The organism is Kitasatospora sp. NPDC127067 (assembly GCF_042724755.1).
GTDB lineage: Bacteria > Actinomycetota > Actinomycetes > Streptomycetales > Streptomycetaceae > Kitasatospora > Kitasatospora lactacystinica.
Window position 1 is genome coordinate 1 of the sequence record NZ_JBHXEM010000157.1, and the last position, 17,910, is coordinate 17,910.

At 76.4% G+C, this 17,910-nt stretch carries 13 protein-coding genes; 4 read left to right on the forward strand and 9 right to left on the reverse strand.

What is annotated here, in order from left to right:
- Positions 1–144 precede the first annotated feature (144 nt).
- Together ACFWJ4_RS36640 and ACFWJ4_RS36645 are read right to left on the reverse strand one after the other, a co-directional pair.
- Positions 145–1,152, reverse strand: coding sequence for an Acg family FMN-binding oxidoreductase (locus tag ACFWJ4_RS36640; RefSeq protein ID WP_380552380.1), 1,008 nt, complete (start codon positions 1,150–1,152; stop codon positions 145–147).
- A gap of 237 nt (positions 1,153–1,389) precedes the next feature.
- Entirely contained in the window at positions 1,390–2,241 is an 852-nt protein-coding gene (locus ACFWJ4_RS36645; protein ID WP_380552383.1) for a universal stress protein, read from the reverse strand.
- Between the two features lie 392 nt (positions 2,242–2,633).
- On the opposite strand from ACFWJ4_RS36645, the gene ACFWJ4_RS36650 reads away from it, so the two are divergent.
- Positions 2,634–4,331: a GAF domain-containing protein gene (locus ACFWJ4_RS36650; protein ID WP_380552410.1), complete on the forward strand. Its 1,698-nt coding sequence runs from the start codon at positions 2,634–2,636 to the stop codon at positions 4,329–4,331.
- Positions 4,332–4,383: 52 nt separating this feature from the next.
- Here the strand turns inward: ACFWJ4_RS36650 and ACFWJ4_RS36655 are convergent, their stop codons facing one another.
- Positions 4,384–5,232 (reverse strand): alpha/beta fold hydrolase, encoded by an 849-nt coding sequence (locus ACFWJ4_RS36655; RefSeq protein ID WP_380552386.1) that lies wholly within the window; start codon positions 5,230–5,232, stop codon positions 4,384–4,386.
- A gap of 38 nt (positions 5,233–5,270) precedes the next feature.
- Here ACFWJ4_RS36655 and ACFWJ4_RS36660 point away from each other — a divergent pair, with 38 nt between their 5' ends.
- Together ACFWJ4_RS36660 and ACFWJ4_RS36665 are read left to right on the forward strand one after the other, a co-directional pair.
- Positions 5,271–6,419: a saccharopine dehydrogenase gene (locus ACFWJ4_RS36660; RefSeq protein WP_380552389.1), complete on the forward strand. Its 1,149-nt coding sequence runs from the start codon at positions 5,271–5,273 to the stop codon at positions 6,417–6,419.
- The gene (locus ACFWJ4_RS36665; RefSeq protein WP_380552392.1) at positions 6,416–6,997 is read left to right on the forward strand and encodes a TetR/AcrR family transcriptional regulator; all 582 of its coding nucleotides are present in this window, start codon (positions 6,416–6,418) and stop codon (positions 6,995–6,997) included. Before ACFWJ4_RS36660 ends, ACFWJ4_RS36665 begins: the two co-directional genes overlap by 4 nt.
- A gap of 21 nt (positions 6,998–7,018) precedes the next feature.
- Here the strand turns inward: ACFWJ4_RS36665 and ACFWJ4_RS36670 are convergent, their stop codons facing one another.
- The 4 genes from ACFWJ4_RS36670 to ctaD form a co-directional block, all read right to left on the reverse strand.
- Complete coding sequence (locus ACFWJ4_RS36670; protein ID WP_380552413.1) at positions 7,019–7,375, reverse strand: pyridoxamine 5'-phosphate oxidase family protein; 357 nt, start codon at positions 7,373–7,375, stop codon at positions 7,019–7,021.
- A 343-nt stretch (positions 7,376–7,718) separates the two neighbouring features.
- Complete coding sequence (locus tag ACFWJ4_RS36675; RefSeq protein ID WP_359900914.1) at positions 7,719–8,438, reverse strand: response regulator transcription factor; 720 nt, start codon at positions 8,436–8,438, stop codon at positions 7,719–7,721.
- Between the two features lie 197 nt (positions 8,439–8,635).
- Entirely contained in the window at positions 8,636–9,169 is a 534-nt protein-coding gene (locus ACFWJ4_RS36680; protein ID WP_380552395.1) for a hypothetical protein, read from the reverse strand.
- 113 nt (positions 9,170–9,282) lie between these two features.
- Entirely contained in the window at positions 9,283–11,118 is a 1,836-nt protein-coding gene (gene ctaD, locus ACFWJ4_RS36685; RefSeq protein ID WP_380552398.1) for a cytochrome c oxidase subunit I, read from the reverse strand.
- Between the two features lie 695 nt (positions 11,119–11,813).
- On the opposite strand from ctaD, the gene ACFWJ4_RS36690 reads away from it, so the two are divergent.
- A complete protein-coding gene (locus ACFWJ4_RS36690) occupies positions 11,814–13,733 on the forward strand; it encodes a BTAD domain-containing putative transcriptional regulator (RefSeq protein WP_380552401.1) in 1,920 nt (639 codons plus the stop codon).
- 45 nt (positions 13,734–13,778) lie between these two features.
- Here the strand turns inward: ACFWJ4_RS36690 and lanKC are convergent, their stop codons facing one another.
- Positions 13,779–16,337: a class III lanthionine synthetase LanKC gene (gene lanKC, locus ACFWJ4_RS36695; RefSeq protein WP_380552404.1), complete on the reverse strand. Its 2,559-nt coding sequence runs from the start codon at positions 16,335–16,337 to the stop codon at positions 13,779–13,781.
- Between the two features lie 40 nt (positions 16,338–16,377).
- Entirely contained in the window at positions 16,378–17,598 is a 1,221-nt protein-coding gene (locus tag ACFWJ4_RS36700) for an MFS transporter (protein ID WP_380552407.1), read from the reverse strand.
- Positions 17,599–17,910: the final 312 nt, after the last annotated feature.

Below are 17,910 nucleotides of genomic sequence, written 5' to 3' on the forward strand. Positions count from 1 at the left end.
CACCCGCCGCCGCGGCGCCCCGCCCCCCCGCCCCGCCCCGCCCCCCACCCCCCGCCCGCCCGGCCCCCCCCCCCCCGGGGGCCCCCCCCCCCCCGGGATGGGGCCCCCCGGGGCCGGGGAGGCGATCCGGGAAGGACGCTCGGCTCAGGCGGGACGCTCCCCGAGCGTCTCCTCCACCGTCCGCCGCGGGGTCGCCGCACCGGGCGGGCCGTAGCCGGCCCGCAGCACCAACTGGACGTGGCCCGGACCGGCGGCCGGGTCGCGCAGCGCCCAGCGAATGTCCGGCCACTCGATCGCCTGGTGCCAAATGGTCAGCCGGACGCCGTGCACCGTGGCCAGCAGCCAGACCCGCTCCAGCGCCTGCCCGGTGCGCAGCCAGTCCAGCGGGCCGTCGCCGGGAGTGGTGAGGGTGCACAGCTGGGGCAGCGCCTCGAACCGCCGGGAGGGCTGCGCGAGCGCCTCCGGCGGACGGCCGGCGAACTCGCGCATCGGCACCCGGGCGTCGTGGTCCTGCGGGCCGAGCGCGGCCTGCGGGATGCCGTCCTCGGCGGTGCCGTCGTCGGACCGCAGCCAGGCGCGGGACTCGGCGACGCGGGCCGGGTCGGCGGCGATGCGGCGCTCGGCCTCGGCGGTCAGCGCCTGCACCCGCCGTACGCCGTCCTCCTCCAGTGCGGCGAGCGCGACGCCCTCCTCGCGGGCGGCGGCCATCAGCTCGCCGATCACCGCCTCGGGGACGTCGCGCTGGGTGAAGGGCTCGCGGCTGGAGTGCCGGGCGGCGATCGCGGGGTAGAGGTCGCGGCCGAAGGGCGTCTCCTCGACGGCCGGCCGGGAGAGGTCGAGCACGGCGAGCAGGCCGGGCTCGGCGGCCTCCGGCAGCAACCGGACCTGCGGTTCCCGGTCCAGCCGCCCGGCCGCCACCCGCAGGTTGAACACGGCCGCGCCGACCGCGATGTGCACCGCGGCGCCGACCGGGTCGGCCAGGGGTACGGAACGCCCGGTCTCGGCGTGCACGGCGAGCCCGCGCCCGTCCGGGGTCGGCGCGAAGCGCCAGGGCTGGCTGTTGTGCAGCGAGGGCGCCGCGCCGCCGGCCGCGGCGAGCAGGCGCAGGTCGGCCGCGCTGAGCATCTGGGTGAGAGCCGGGTCGAGCGTCATGGCGATCCACTCCTTCAACCGCGAGGCTTCGGCTTCAACCGCGGGGTTCGGCTGCACGGGGCCCGCGGGTCCCGCTGCTTACGAGCGTGCGCGCCCCGACCGGTCCGGGGACAGGGCCCTTGGACCCGTCCTCGCGGCCGCCGGGCCGGGGCCTCCCGCTCGGGAGGCCCGGGCGGGAAGCCGTCGGGCCCGTCCGGTGGATCGGGACGGGGGCGGATCCACCGGACGGGCCGTCCATCACCCGTGCGGGACGACCGCGACGGGGGCCTCGGCGTGGTGCAGGACGGCGTGCGCGACCCGGCCGAGCCGGGGCCCGAACTCGACCGGGCGGCGGCCCCGGCCGACCACGACCAGCGCGGCGCCGGCGGAGACCTCGACCAGGGCGCGGGCGGCGCCGATCTGCACGTCCTCGACCACCTCCACCTCCGGGTGCTGCTCGCGCGGACCGGCCAGGGCGAGCGAGAGCAGCTTGGCCTCCAGCGCCTCCAGCTGGGCGAGCTCGGCCGCCGGGACGGCGCCGCCCGCGTAGCCGAACACCGGCGGCAGCTCCCAGCCGTGCACCGCCCGGACCCGGGCGCCGCGCAGGGCTGCCTCGCGGAAGGCGAAGTCGAGCACCTCGGTCTCGGGGGTGTGGGCGTCGACGCCGACCACCACCTCGCCCGCGGCGGCCTCGCCCTCCTCGCGCACCACGACCAGCGGCACGGTGCTGCGCCCGGCCACCGACATGCTGACCGAGCCCAGCAGCAGGCCGGTGAAGCCGCCGCGGCCGCGCGAGCCGAGCACCAGCAGCTCCGCCTCCGCGGCGGCGGCCAGCAGGCCGTCCACCGGTGCGTCCAGGACGGCGTCGGTCTCCACGGCCAGGTCGGGGTGCAGGGCGCGGATGTCCTCGGCGGCCTCGGCGAGGGTGCGACGGACGGCCTCGGGCAGGTCGTCCGCCTCGGCGAAGGAGGACACGCCGTCGGTCAGCCACGGCCAGGCGTGCACCAGGCGCAGCGAGGCGCCCCGGCGCACCGCCTCGGCGGCGGCCCAGTGGGCGGCCGCGGCGCTCTGCGGCGATCCGTCGACCCCGGCCAGCACGGTTGACGTCATGACTGTTCCTCCACACTGTCGACAGGTCGTCGACGCTCGGCGGTTCGGTGCGGGCCGCGGTGTGCTCTGACGCCCCGTCCGCTCCTCCCCCACCCTGGCAGCGACGCGCGGCCCGGCGGCAGAGGCCTCAGGACCCTGCGCGGCGGGACGAAAGGCCCGCCCGACGGAGCCTACGGCCGACCCCGCCGTCCCCACCACCGACACCGGGGCACTACCGTGAACACGGCAATCCCGCTGGTCGGACGGCACCCGAGTCGGGTCGGGCGGTGGGAGCGGCCGTCCGCGGGGCGGACGGGGCGCGTCCGGACGGTGGACGGGCCGGTCAGGGCAGCACGACGAGGAGGACAGCGGTGGGCGGAGCGGACGGCAGCGCGGCGGGTGGCGGCGCGCGGATGCCACGGCTGCGCCTGGACGAGCTGCTGGAGGAGCTCCAGTGGCGGATCGACGCGGCGCGCGGCACCCAGAACCGGGTGCACAGCCTGTTGGAGGCGGTGCTGGCGGTCGGGCGGGAGCTGGATCTGGCGCAGGCGCTCCACCGGATCGTGGAGGCCGCCGCCGATCTGGTGGACGCCCGGTACGGGGCGCTCGGGGTGATCGGGCCGGACGGGCACACGCTGTCGCAGTTCCTGACGGTGGGCCTGACGGAGGAGGAGATCGCCGAGATCGGCCCGCCGCCGTCGGGCCGGGGCATCCTGGGCGAGCTGATCCGCGAGCCGCGGCCGCTGCGCTGCCCGGTGCTGTCCGACCACCCGGCCTCGGTGGGCTTCCCGTCGAACCACCCGCCGATGCACACCTTCCTGGGGGTGCCGGTGCGGGTGCACGGCGAGGTGTTCGGCAACCTCTACCTGACGGACAAGCGCGGTGGGCTGGACTTCGACGAGGACGACGAGGCGGTGATCTCCACCCTCGCGGTCGCGGCCGGTGTGGCGATCGACAACGCCCGGCTGTACGAGGAGGCGCAGCTGCGTCAGCGCTGGCTTCGGGCGAGCACCGAGATCACCCGCAGTCTGCTGTCGGGGGCGCCGCGGCTGGAGGTGGTCGAGCTGATCGCCCGTCGGGCGCGGGAGATCTCGGGCGCCGAGCTGGCGGACGTCTCGGTGGCGCTGGCCGGTCCGGAGGAGCGGGCCGAGGAGTTGACGGTGGAGGTCGCGCTGGGTGGCACGCCGTCCGCGCGGCTGGGGGTGACGGTTCCGGTGGACGGCACGCTGTCGGGCGCCGCGTACGCCTCCGGCTCGCCGGCCACCAGTGACGAGCTGGCCTGCGACACCCGTTTCCCGGCCGGTCCGGCGGGCCGCTTCGACGGGCTGGGCGCGGCGGTGGCGGTGCCGCTGGGTACGGGTGCCGGGTACGGGCGGGGCGTGCTGCTGCTGGCCCGGGCGCAGGGGCAGCCGGCGTTCGGGCCGGAGGAGACCGGTCCGCTGCTGGGCTTCGCCGACCAGGCGGCGCTGGCCCTGGAGCTGGCCGAACGGCGGCGTGACGCCGAGCAGTTGAACCTGTTGGAGGACCGCGACCGGATCGCCCGGGACCTGCACGACCTGGCGATCCAGCGGCTCTTCGCGACCGGGATGACGCTGCAGAGCGCGGGCCGGCTGATCGAGAGCCAGGCCGCGGCGGACCGGGTGGCCCGGGCGGTGGCCGACCTGGACGAGACCATCAAGATCATTCGCTCGACCATCTTCGGTCTGCGCGCCCACAGCGAGCCGGACCGCGGCCTGCGCGCCCGCGCCACCCGGGTGGTCACCGACGCCCAGGGTCCGCTCGGCTTCCCGCCCCGGCTGAGCATGGAGGGCCTGCTGGACACCGACGTGCCGCAGGAGCTGGCCGGGCACGTGGTCGCGGTCCTCGCCGAGGCGCTCAGCAACGCCGCCCGGCACGCCAAGGCGTCCCGGGTCGAGGTGACGCTGCGCGCCCTGGCCGGGCGGGTGGCGCTGAGCGTGACGGACGACGGCGTCGGCGTGCCCGAGGGCGGGCGGCGCAGCGGGCTGCGCAACCTGGCCGAGCGCGCCGACCGGGTCGGCGGCTCCTTCACCGTCGACCCGGCCGAGGGCGGCGGCACCCGGCTGGTCTGGGAGGCCCCGATCGGGTCCTGAGGGCCTCCCGCCACCCGCCTCCCGTCAGCCGTCAGCCGTCAGCCGTCAGCCGTCAGCCGCGCAGGGTGGGCAGGGTGCGCAGGAAGCCGAGGAGGTGGCTGTTGAACTCCTCCGGCCGTTCCATGTTGGGGTAGTGCCCGGTGCCCTCGACGATCACCGCGCGGCCTTCGACGACGGTGCGCACGACCCGTTCGGCCAGGTTGATGTGGTCCACGGAGTCGATGCCGCCGTTGATCGCCAGCAGCGGGACGGTGATCCCGGTGAGCCGCTTCCAGGTGTCGGTCACCGGCACCAGGTACTGGGGCTCGTCGGGGGTGTGCTTGGCGACGGTGCTCCGGGTCATCTCCTTGAGCCGGCGCACCACCTCCGGGTCGACCTCGTCCAGGCGGCGGTGCGGCCCGGAGGCGAGGCTGGTGAAGGAGTCGAGCCAGGCCTCGGCGTCGCCCTCGGCGAGCGCGGCGGTCTGGTGGGCGGCGAGTTCGCCGAGCCACGGGTCGGTGAACTCGGATTCGCTGGTGCCGTTGCCGCTGATCACCAGCGCGCGGACCAGCTCGGGGTGTTCGAGGGCGAGGTCGAGGGCGATCGTCCCGCCCATGGAGAGCCCGATCACGGTCACCGGGCCCAGGCCGAGGTGGCGCAGCAGGTCCGCCAGGTCGTCGGCGGGGCGGAAGGGCCGGCCGGCGTTGTCGGAGGCGCCGTGGCCGCGGGTGTCCGGGGCGATCACCCGGTATTCGGGCAGCAGGGCGGGGAGTTGGTCGGCCCAGCTCCGGCGGTCCAGCAGGCCGCCGTGCAGCAGCACCAGGGGTTCGCCCGTACCGGCGTCGAGGTAGGCGAGGCGGCCGTGGCCGCTGTCGAAGGAACGCAGGTCAAAGGTCTGTTCGGGGGAATCGGAGTACGTCATGACGAAAATTTTAGGTCGGTCGACCTATATTTGTCTCCATGAGCCCCACATCCGTCCCAGAACTCTCCCCGCACCCCACCTTCCCCTCGGACCGCCTCAGCCACAACCCCGACGGCCCCGTCCTGCTGGTCGGCGGCTACGGCACCGTGGGCGGCGAACTCGCCCGACTCGCCTCCCCCACCTGGCCGTTGCTGCTCACCGGCCGTTCCGAGCAGCGCGGCGCCGCCCTCGCCGCCGAACTGGACGACACCACCGTCCGCCGCTGGGACCTCGCCGACCCCGAGCCGTTCACCGCCGCCGTACGGGCCGTGGTCGGGGTGGTCAACGACCCGGACGACCGGGTGCTGCGGGCCGCCGTCCGCGCGGGCGTCCCGTACGTGGACGTCACCCGCTGGACCGCCCGGCTCCAGCGCGCGGCCACGCTCGCCGCCCTGCTGCGCCCGACCGCCCCGGTGCTGCTCTCCTCGGCCTGGATGGGCGGGGTGACCAGCCTGGTCGCCGCCGCCCTGGCGGACCGGCTGGGCGGGGCCGAGCGGATCGAGACCGCCATCCGCTGGGACCTCGCGGACCGGGCCGGCGCCGACTCGGTGGAGTTCATGGACCGCCTGGGACTCGACTACGAGGTGATCGAGGACGGCCGGCGCCGCTCCGTCGCCCCGCTCAGCCGCCCGCGGACCGTCCGCATCGGCGACACCCCGACCCTGGTCGCCGGGATCGACACCCCCGAGCAGTTCACCCTCCCGCTCACGCTGGGCGCCACCACCGCCGCCACCCGGATCGGCTTCAGCTCCCGCTCCTCCACCACCGCCCTGCTCGCGGCCCGGCACGCCGGCTTCTTCCGCTGGGGCCGCGGCGACCGCTGGGAGCCGGCCCGCCGCGCCCTGCTCCACTCCCCCGGCGAGGGCGGCACCGCCCTGCTGCGCACCGACGTCGCCTCCGGCGGACGCGCCCTCACCGCCACCGTCGAGGACCGGGGCGGCCAGGCCCGGCTCACCGCCGTCGGCGCCCTGCTGGCGCTGCGCCGGGCGCTCGGCACGGACGGCGCCCCGCCGCCCGCCGGGGTGGCCTTCCCCGAGCAGACCCCGCGCCCCGGGCAGGTCCTGGAGGACCTGGCGGCCCTGGGCGTCACCGTCACCGTCACGGCCACCGGGGCCGACGGGCGGCGCGGCACGGCGGCGGCGGCATGAGCAGCGTCCGGGGCCTGAGCGGCAAGGGCGCCCAGCGGCGGGAGCAACTGCTGGACACCGCGGAGGAGTTGCTCGTCACCGCGGGCGGCACCGAACTGTCCATGCGAGCGGTGGCCGCCGCCGCGGGCGTCCGCCTCGGCCACCTCCAGCACTACTTCCCGACCCACGCCGAGCTGGTGGCCGCCGTGCTGGAGCGCGTCCTCGCCCGCTCGGTGGAACGGCTCGCGCCGCTGCTCGACCCGGGCCGCGACGAGGACGCCCTGCTCGGCGAACTGCTCGCCGAGCAACAGGACGTGCGCCTGGTCCGCCTGTTCGCCGAGCTGTGGGCGCTGGCCGCCCGCGACCCCTCGGTGGCCGCCACCGTCCGGGCCTTCTACGACCGCTACCAGGAGCTGGTCGCCTGCTTCCTCGCCGAACGCCAACCAACCCTGACGGAGGAGGAACGGCACGCCCGCGCCCAGGTGTTCGTCATGCTGATCGAGGGCGCCTCGCTCTTCCGCTCCGGCCTGGCCGGCACCGCGGACGCCGCGGCGGACGCCGAACTCCTGCGCACCGCCCTGGCGTTGCTGGGGCCATGAGGACGCCTCGGGGCCGCCGGCTCAGGCCAGGCACCGGCCGATGACCAGTTCCGGGCGGATGCGGATGCGGACCGTGCCGCCCGGATCGGCCGTCCTGGCCGCCGGGCGGACCTGCGCGCGGCCGAGGACGGTGACGAACCAGCCGGAGCCGTCCCGGCCGTCCACCTCGTCGGCCTCGAAGGCGATCACCGCGCCGTCCACCGCCCGGGCCAGTTCGGAGCCGGCCGGTGCCGAGAGCAGCACACCGCCGGGGCCCAGCCGGAACGGCACCGGCAGGACGGCCGGGAGGGCGTCGACGGTGTAGACCACCCGGCCGACGTCGGCCCGGGCCAGCAGCTCCAGCGACCGCTTCCGGTCGAGTTCGCGCAGTTCCGGCAGGTCGGGCCGGTCCTGCGGAACAGGGCGGCCGGACGGAACGGGCCGGTCGAACGGAGCGGGGCCGTCGTACGCGACGGCCGGGACGGGCCGGTCGAACGGACCGGGCGGGTCGTACGGGACGGGCCGGGGGGACGGGACGTGGTCGCGGTTCATGCGAGCGATGCTCGCCCGGGCCCGGGCCGGGCCGCGAGGGCCGATGGTCCCGGCCGGGCCCGGCGAGAGCCCCGCCCGGCGGGCCGTCGGCCCCGGGCCCCAGGCCCGGGGCCCGGGGCCGAAGGATCGTTCGGCCCCGAACGGCACTGCACCGCACCGAACGGGCACCGACAGTGCCGAACGGCCGGGCTCAGCCCCGGCCGGTGCGCAGCACGGAGGGCTGCGCGGCCGCGGAGGCCTGGCGCAGCTCGGTGGCGATCAGGGCGGCCTGCACCCGCCGCTCGACGCCGAGCTTGGCGAGCAGCCGCGACACGTGGTTCTTGACGGTCTTCTCTGCGAGGTAGAGCCGCTCGCCGATCTGCCGGTTGGTCAGGCCCTCGCCGATGAGTTCGAGGACCTCCTGCTCGCGCGCGGTCAGGCCCGGTCCGGTGGTGACCGGCTGGGCGGGTTCGGCGTCGCTGCGCAGGCGGTTCAGGAGGCGGGTCGCGGCGCCGGGGTCGAGCATCGAGCGGCCGGAGGCGACGGTGCGGACGGCGGCGACCAGGTCGGTCCCGCTGATCTGCTTGAGCACGTACCCGGCGGCGCCCGCCATCACGGCGTCCAGCAGGGCCTCCTCGTCGTCGAAGGAGGTCAGCATCAGGCAGGCCAGCCCGGGCATCCGCGAGCGCAGCTCACGGCAGACCGAGACGCCGTCACCGTCGCCCAGCCGGACGTCCAGCACGGCCACGTCGGGCCGCAGCGCGGGCACCCGGACGAGCGCCTGCTCGGCCGTCGCCGCCTCCCCGACCACTTCCAGGTCCGGCTCGCAGTCCAGCAGGTCGTGCACCCCGCGGCGCACCACCTCGTGGTCGTCCAGCAGGAACACCCGGACCGGCGCCGGGGCCCCGGCACCCTCCGTCTTGGTCGCCATCACGCGGCTCCACCTTCGTCGCACCCCCGCACACTCCCAGCGGGGCCCAGGGCATCATCCCCCGGACCCGGCCGCGGCCCCAGGGCCCAACGGCCCCATTCCGGCCGGGCCACACGGCCCGGGCCGGGCCGGGGCCGGTCCCGCGGGTCTCTTCCGGTCCGCCGGGCCGCTCGGGAGGCGCGCCGGCGGAAGCGTCCTCAGCGCCCCTGCCGCCGTACGTTCCCGAGCCCCATCAGCAGGAAGGCGAGCGCGATGCCCGCGCCGCTGACCGCCGCGAGCACCACCCGGGGCACGACCTCGCCGCCGCCGGACACCAGGATGGCGACCGCCCCGAGCGAGGCGACGGCCGCGCCGACCACCAGCCACCCGGCCAGGGCCAGGGCCGGCGGCCGGTGGGAGCGCGGGGCGGGCCCCACGTCCAGGGCGGCCCAGCGGGCCGCGGTCTCCTTCACCTCCCGGCGGCGGTCCCACAGGGCCCGCAGCCGCAGCGCCGTGCCGCCGACCAGTCCGGCGAGCGCGATCTGTGCGGCGGGCCGCCAGTCCGGCACGACGAGCAGCAGCCCGCCCGCGAGCGCGAGCCCGGCCCACCACAGCACGCACGCCGCGGCGGCCGTACGGGTGGAACGGGGCCGGTCGGCGCCGGCCTGGAGGTCGGCGATGGCGGGCAGGTACCAGACACAGCCGCTCGCGGTGAGGGCGGCGGTGCCGATGGCGAGAACGGTGTGGTTCACGACCCGGCCTTCCTGGTCACGAAGGGGTGAGGAGGGGAGAAGCGGAGGGATGGGCCGTCCCCGCCCGCCCGGGGGCAGCGACGCGGGCGGGGACGGCGTTCGAGGGGCGGGGCTCAGCCGCCCGAGGAGGGTGAATCGGTGGACGCGGCGGCCTCGGAGGGCGGGGCCTTGACCGCGACGGCGGCGGCCGCCCGGTCCGCCCGGCTCAGCGGCCGGTCGTACTTCGTCGGCTCCACGTCGCCCAGGTGCGTGGCGGGCTTCCCGCTGTGCGCCAGGACGTCCATGGCCGCGATGTCCGGGTGGTGGAGGTCGAAGGCCGGGGATTCGGAGCGGATCCGCGGCAGCTTGACGAAGTTGTGCCGCGGCGGCGGGCAGGAGGTGGCCCACTCCAACGAGCGGCCCCAGCCCCACGGGTCGTCCTCGGTGACCTTCTCGCCGTACTTGGCGGTCTTCCAGATGTTGTAGAGGAACGGCAGGATCGACAGGCCGAGCAGGAACGAGCCGATGGTGGAGAAGGTGTTCAGGGTGGTGAAGCCGTCCGAGTCCAGGTAGTCCGCGTACCGGCGCGGCATGCCCTCGGCGCCCAGCCAGTGCTGGACCAGGAAGGTCGCGTGGAAGCCGACCGTCAGGGTCCAGAAGGTGATCCGGCCGAGCCGCTCGTCGAGCTTCTTGCCGGTCATCTTCGGCCACCAGAAGTGGAAGCCGGCGAACATCGCGTAGACCACGGTGCCGAACAGCGTGTAGTGGAAGTGGGCGACCACGAAGTACGAGTCGGAGACGTGGAAGTCGATCGGCGGGGCCGCGAGCAGCACGCCGGTCAGGCCGCCGAACAGGAAGGTGACCAGGAAGCCGACCGTCCAGAGCATCGGTGTCTCGAAGCTCAGCGAGCCGCGCCACATGGTGCCGACCCAGTTGAAGAACTTCACCCCGGTCGGAACGGCGATCAGGAAGGTCATGAACGAGAAGAACGGCAGCAACACCTGCCCTGTGACGTACATGTGGTGCGCCCACACCGTCACCGAAAGGCCCGCGATGGCCACCGTCGCGGCGATCAGGCCGGAGTAGCCGAACATCGGCTTGCGGCTGAACACCGGGATGACCTCGGAGACGATCCCGAAGAACGGCAGCGCCAGGATGTACACCTCGGGATGCCCGAAGAACCAGAACAGGTGTTGCCAGAGCATCGCCCCGCCGTTGGCCGGGTCGAAGACGTGGGAGCCGAACTTGCGGTCGCACTCCAGCGCCAGCAGCGCGGCGGCCAGCACCGGGAAGACCAGCAGCACCAGCACCGAGGTGAGCAGCACGTTCCAGCAGAAGATGGACATCCGGAACATGGTCATGCCCGGAGCGCGCATGCAGATGATGGTGGTGATGAAGTTGACGGCGCCGAAGATGCTGCCGAAGCCGGACAGCGTCACGCCCATGATCCACATGTCGGCGCCGACGCCGGGCGAGTGGATCGCGTCGGACAGCGGCGCGTAGAGGAACCAGCCGAAGTCGGCGGCGCCCTGCGGGGTCGCGAAGCCGGCCGCGGCGATCAGCGAGCCGAACATGAACAGCCAGTAGGACAGCATGTTCAGGCGCGGGAAGGCGACGTCCGGCGCGCCGATCTGGAGCGGCATGATCCAGTTGGCGAAGCCGGTGAACAGCGGCATGGCGAACAGCAGCAGCATCACCGAGCCGTGCATGGTGAAGGCCTGGTTGAACTGCTCGTTGGAGAGGATCTGCGTTCCGGGCCGGGCGAGTTCGGCGCGCATGACCAGGGCGAGGATGCCGCCGATCAGGAAGAACGCGAACGACGACACCAGGTACATGGTGCCGATCGTCTTGTGGTCGGTGGTGGTCAGCAGTCTGACCAGGGCCGAACCGGGCCTCCTGGCCCTGGCCGTCCCTGCTGGGAGGGCCGTTGGCGGTGAGGTGGGGTCGCCCTGTGCCTGGGTGGCGCTCAAGGACGCACTCCTTCGGAACGTCGTGCGAATGGATGGCGCTCCATGATCCGAACAGGCGCCCTCCGCACCCCAGGGCCCTTCGGCCCGCCCGCCCGGGGCCGCTGGGCCCGAGTTCCCGGGCCCCGACCGGGACCTCCCGACCGCGGACCCGGGACCTCCCGACCGGCCGCCCGGCACCTCCCGGCCGCGCGTCCGGTGCCTCCTGACCGGCCGTCGGGCGGCCGCGTGCCCGGATCGCCGCCCGCTCGGGCCGCGCTCACCGCGGCGCGGAGCCCCGGTCGAGAACCGCCGGAACGCGCCCTTCCCCACCGCCCCGTACGCCCGCCCGGCGGCGCCCCGGTCGGGCCGCCCGTCCACCCGGCCCGACCGGGCCCCGCCACCCCGGCCGACCTGCCGGAACGGCGACCGCGCAGCCGTACGGACCCCACCGTCGACCCCCCGCCGCAGGGCCCCGGCCATGGGCCCGGGGGGAGCGGAGCCGGCCGATTCCGCGGCCTTCAGCGCCGATCGGCCGTCAAGTAGCCTGCGCCCACACCGCACCGCCGCACCCGCACCCGCACCACGGCCGCCCCGCCGCCGGCAGCCCCGCCACCTGCCACCTGCCACCTGCCACCTGCCACCTGCCACACCGTTGCCGCGAACGCCCACGCCCGCACCCACGCGCACGCCTACGCCCACGCCCCGGAGGTACGCCGATGCCCCTGGCCCAGCCCGCCACCCCCGCCCGGCTGCGCTTCGCCGTCCTCGGCCCGCTCACCGGGGAGGCCGACGGCCGCCCGCTGGCCCTCGGGCCGCTGAAGCAGCGGCTGGTGCTGGCCGTCCTGCTGAGCCGCGCCAACACCGCCGTCCCGGTCGACCTGCTCACCGACGCGGTGTGGCCCGAGGAGCCGCCGCGCACCGCCCGGAAGAACCTCCAGGTCTACATCTGCACCCTGCGCACCCTGCTCGGCCGCGGGGACGGGCCCGACCGGCTGGTGCACTCGGCCGCCGGCTACCTGCTGCGGGTCGCCGAGCCCGAGTTGGACCTACTGCGGTTCCGCGCCCTGGCACGGGCCGGCCGGGCCGCCGCCGACGGCGGAGCGCTCGCCCCCGCCGCCCGGCTGCTGCGCCAGGCCCTCGACCTCTGGCAGGGCCCGCCGCTCGCCGATCTGCGCCGTTCGCCGGCCGTCGAGGCGGAGGCGGACCGGCTGGAGGCCCGCTGCCTGGGCGTCCACGAGGACTGGGCGGAGACCGAGTTGGAACTCGGCAACCCCGGGGCCGTCGCCGAGGACCTCGCCGAGCTCGCCGAGCGCCACCCGCTGCGCGAGCGCCTCCAGGCCGCCCGGATGAACGCCCTGCACCTGTCCGGCCGCCAGGCCGAGGCGCTCGCCGTCTACGACACCCACCGCCAGTTGCTCGCCCGGGAGTTGGGGCTGGAGCCGAGCCCCGCGCTGACCGCCCGCTACCGGGAGCTGCTCGCCCGCGGCCGCTCCCTGCCCACCGCCGCCCGCCCGGAGCGCGGCGCCGGGCCGAACGGCGCCGCACTGCTGCCCGCCGACACCGCCGACTTCACCGGAAGAACCGACGAACTGCGCCATCTCGTCGACGAGTTGGGTGAGGGCGGCGGGCGCGTCGCGGTGCTCTCCGGCCCGGCCGGCTGCGGCAAGACCGCGCTCGCGGTGCACGCCGGCCACCTGCTCGCCGACCGCTTCCCGGACGGCCGGGTGCTGGTCCGGCTGCGCGCCGAGGACGGCACCGCCCGCCCGCTGCCCGAGGTGCTCGCCGAACTCGCCGTCCTCACCGGCCGCCCGGGCGCCGCACCCGTCGCACCCGTCGCACCCATCGGGACCGTTCGGCTCGCCCCCGCCCAAGGCCCCGAACCCGGCCCTGAGCCCGGCCCCGGCCCCGGCGACACGGCCCGGGCGGCCGCCCTCTGGCGCGCCTCGCTCGCCGGGCGCCGGCTGCTGCTGATCCTGGACGACGCCCCGGGCGAGGCCGTGGTCCGCGAGCTGCTGCCGGGCTGCGGCCCGAGCGCCGTGCTGGTCACCTCCCGCAGCCAGCTGGCCGGCCTCGCCTCGGTGCGCCGCGTCGCCGTCCCGCCGCTCGCCCCCACCGAGGCCCTGGACCTGCTCGGCCGGATCGTCGGCACCGGCCGGACCGGCGCCGACCGCGCCGCCGCCGCCCGGATCGTGGCCGCCTGCGGGCTGCTGCCGCTCGCCGTCCGGGTCGCGGGCACCCGGCTGGCCGTGCTGCGCCATCTCCCGCTCGCCGAGTACGCGGCCCGGCTGGAGGACCCGGCGGGCGCCCTGGACGAACTGGTCGCCGGGGACGTCACCGTCCGCGCCCGGCTGGACTCCGGCTGGCGCGACCTCACCGACCGGGGACGGCTCGCCCTGGCCCGGCTCGCCGCCCTGCCGCTCGCCCTGCTCTTCACCCTCCCCGAGGCCGCCGCCGCCCTCGGCCGGCCCGAGCGGCTCGCCCTGCGCACCCTGGAGGCACTCACCGACACCGGGGCGGTGACCTCCCCCACCGGCGAGGTCACCGCCCACGCCGCCCTGTACGCCCTGCCCCGGCTCACCCATCTGCACGCCCGCGAACGCGCGGTGGAGGCCGTACGGGCGCCGGCACCGACCTGACGGCCGTACGGGCGCCGGCGCCGACCTGACGGCCGCGCGGTTCGCTCACCCCAGGGTCAGCAGGTCCAGCACGTCCGCCCGCCGCTCCCCGGGCCCCTCCTCCAGCCCGCTCAGCGCCAGCAGCACCCCCGCCGCGCCCGTGTGCAGATCGGCCGAGAAGCGCCGCAGCCTCATCCCCGGCACCAGCAGCCCCTCCGGCCGGGCCACCAGGTGCCACTGGAGCTTGCGCACCTGCCCGAGCACGGCCTCCCGCGCGGGCGCCCCGCCCAGCCGGTCCAGCGCCAGCGTCAGCCCGACCCGCCCGCGGAACAGGCCCGGCTCCCGGATGAACCCGGGCGCGCAGACCTTGCGCACGTCCGCCAGGAAGGCCTCCCCGCCCGGCAGCTCCGCGTGCTCCAGGAACTCCCGCACCACCAGCGCGATCCCACTGCTGCCCCGGTCCAGGTAGGCCAGCCGGCGCCCGGCCTCCAGCACCTGCACCGACCCGTCTGGCACCCGGACGCACCCGGCCACGGCCCGTTCCAGCGCGGTCCGCCCGGAGTCGAGCAGCCACCGCTCGCCGGTCCGCCGGTACAGCCGCAGCTGGAGCAGCGCGATCCCCGCCAGCCCGTACAGCAGCCCGGCGGCCGCCGGCTCGTCCAGCCCGGGCACCGGCTCGCCGCGCAGCACCGCGGCCAACTCCCGTGCGTCGTCGAGCGCGTGGGCCAGCTCCCGGGGTCGGTCCAGCGCCCGCGCCAGCCGCAGCCGGGCGAGCGCCGCGCCGGCCCGGCCGCCGAACAGGCCCGCCTCCCGGGCCGGGCGGGCGGTGCGGGCGCGCCCGAGCAGTTCCTCCGCCTCCTCCGTCCGGCCGATCCGGGCCAGCACCAGCGCGGTGCCGAGCGGCCCGTCGTACAGTCCGCCGGTGCCGGGGCGGTCGGCCCGCCGGCGCACCGCCGCGACCAGCCAGTCCGCGTACTCCTGCGGCCAGTCGGCGCCGGCGCGGTGCAGCGCGTACAGCACCCCCGCCGCGCCGTGCGACACGCCCGTACCGCCGTCGGCGAACCCGGCCACGTCCCCGGGGAAGAGCCGGTCCGGCCGGTCCGGGGTGGCGCCCGCGTGCAGGCCCGCGACCAGCTCCCGGCGCACCGGGTCCAGCGAGGGCCCGGCCAGCAGCTCCCGCCCGCGCCGCTCGCTCGCCGACTCCACCAGGGCCACCGCTCCAGGGCGCACCGGCCCCTCCTCCTCCCCGAGTCCGAACCACTCGCGCGCCCGCCGCTCCAGCGCCGGGAGCTTGCCCGGGTCGAGGTCGGCCAGTTCCAGCACCGGCATCAGCAGCATCAGCCAGGTGGCCCAGAGCAGCCAGCGGTCGGCCTCGGCGCCGGTCAGTCCGGGCGGGACGTGCTGTCCGGCCGCGCCGGCCACCGGCACCAGCCGGTCGTCCAGCCCGGCCGCGTACTCGAAGTCCACCAGCACCACCGAACCGTCCGGCCGGAGCACCACGTTGGACGGGTGGAGGTCCCCGAACCGCACGCCCCGCCCGTGCAGGGCGGCGAGCGCCTGTTCCAGCCCCGCCACCACCCCGCCCACCCACCGCGCGTACCGGGCGCGCTGCTCCGGTGTGCAGTTCTGGTGGACCAGCGGGTAGCGCCGGATCGCCTCGGTGAACAACTGGACGCCGTCGACGTGCTCCTGCACCAGGAAGGTGTGCTCCCACACCGTGCGCACCTCGTGCAGCCGCGGCACGCACGCCAGCCCGGCCAGCCGCTCCAGCGCCCACTGCTCGCGCCGCAGCCGGGTCAGGGCGTCCGCCCCGGCGCCGTCCAGCCCGGTGTGCGGGCGGGCCTCGCGCAGCACCACCCGCTCCCCCGTGCCGTGCCGCTCGGCGAGGTAGATCCCGCCGGCGTTGGAGAACCGGAGCACCTCGACGATCCGGTACGGCAGGTGCCCGCGGGCCGCCGCCCGGGCGGCCAGGTGCGGGCGCAGCGCGGCCGGCGGCTCGACCCACCCGGGCAGCCGGAACGCCGGCTCGCGGGGGTCGGGCACGAGCGCGCCGGACGGGTCGCGCAGGGCCGGGACGACCCGCCCGGCCGCGTCCTGGCACCACAGTTCGACGAAGGCCCCGTAGCGCGCGAACACCGGGGCGTCGCCGATCCGCAGGTCGGTGAGCACGTACGGCCCGGGGAAGCCGTCCAGCGCCCGCGCCAACTCCTCGGCCAGGGTGAGGAACTCGCCCTCCGTGGCCGGGTAGACGGTGATGAACTTGCCGCTGCTGCCGCGCCCCGCGAACTTGCCGTTCGTCACCGCCAGCGCCGCCGGGCCGCGCAGGAACTTGAACGCGACCCGGCGGTCGAGGCAGATCCGGGCGACGGCCTCCAGCGTCCGCTCGGCGCCCTCCCGCACCGCCGACACGTGCAGCTTCCAGCCCTGCTCCGGCAGCCGGGAGTCGGCCGACAGCGCCTCGGGCCGCAGCACCGTCCACAGCCCGCGCTGCTCCCGCCGCCAGCCCGCGGGCGGCTCGCCGAGGCCCAACGGGTAGCGGTTCGCCCCGTCCCGCAGCCGCCCGGGGGTGTCGTAGTACATCGGATCGGCGAGGCAGTACAGCTGGGTCTCGTGGGCGCCGGCCATGGGGCCTCCTGTTCCGAAGTCTTCCGGGAGCGGGCGGTGTTCAGACGGCCGGGTGCGGCCGCGGTCCGCGCCGGACCGGCGGCGCCCAGGTGACCACGGCCGCGCAGAGCGCGATGGCGACGGCCAGCAGGGCGAAGGTCCGGGTGCCGCCGAGCGAGCCGAGCAGGGTGCCGGCGGCCAGCGGGCCGAACGGCTGGACCAGGGTGGACAGGAAGGCGGCCGCGCTCTGCACCCGGCCGATCCGGTCGGGCGGCGCCGCGATCAGCATGCCGGAGACGAAGCCGATGCTGGCGACGGTGGACAGGCACATGCAGGCCGCGCAGAGCAGTCCGATCAGCAGCGGCACCCGGGTGAGCACCAGGACCCCGGCGGTGAGCGCGCAGGCCCAGCAGGCGACCGCGACCAGGCTGCCGTCCCGGACCCGGGCACCGAGCCGGGGAGCCAGCAGCGCGCCGGCCAGGGCGCCGGCCGCGGTGCAGGAGACGACCGTGCCGCCTCCGACGCCGGAGCGGCCGCCGTCGGAGGCGACGGCCAGGGTGGCGAACATCAGCGCGCTGAACGCGAAGTTCATCCCGAGGCCGAAGATCAGCAGCAGGGTACGCAGATAGGGACGGTGCCAGATGAAGGCCAGCCCGGCGGTCAGCTCGGCCCGGCCGAGCACCGGCCCTTTCGTCGCGGCGGGCAGCGAGCGGGTCCGCATCAGCGCCACGCAGACGGTGGACAGCAGCAGTCCGACGCCCTCGGCGAGGAACGGCAGCACCGGGTGCCAGGCGAACAGCGCCCCGCCGCCGAGCGGTCCGATCAGCCGGGCGGCCGCGCCGCGCGCCTGCATCCGGGAGGAGGCCTCGCGGGCCTGCCCGGCGGGCACCACCGCGCGCAGCAGCCCGCCCGCGGCGGGCCCGTGGACGCCGGTGATCAGCGCCCCGGCGGCGCCGACCAGCAGGACCAGCGGCAGCGGGGTGTGCCCATGCAGTACGGCGACGACCAGGGCGCCGACCGCGAGCAGACCGAGGACGTCGCAGATCCGCATCAGCCGGCGCCGCTCGATCCGGTCGGCGAGCACCCCGCCGGGCAGCATGGTGAGCAGCAGCGCGCCGACCGAGACGGTGCCGACGGCGCCCGCCCGGGCGGCCGATCCGGTCTCCCGCAGGACCAGCAACGGCAGGGCGATCGAGGCGAGTTGGGAGCCGAGCGAGGCCATCAGGCCGCCGGCCCAGAGCAGCCGGAAGTCCCGGTTGCGGGCGAGCGGGGTGGGCTCCATGGCCGTCCTCCGTGGTCGGGCGGGGGCACCCGCGGGGGTGCGGATCGGGTCGGGGCGGTCCCGTCCCGGCGGGACCGCCCCGGAGGCCTTCGGCGGCCGGCGGCCGGGGGCGGCGGTGCGTCCGCCCCGTGCCCGGCCTGGCGTGCGGACTCCGGTCAGGCGGAGGTCTCGGCGCCGGCGACGTAGCTGATCAGGCTGAAGCAGTTGCCGTCGGAGGCCTCGCTCAGGACCTTCATCGACTGGAGGTCCAGGATGTTGGCCACGTGCGCCTCGACCTCCGGGCCCTCCTCGCCGCTCTCGCCGACGTTCTGC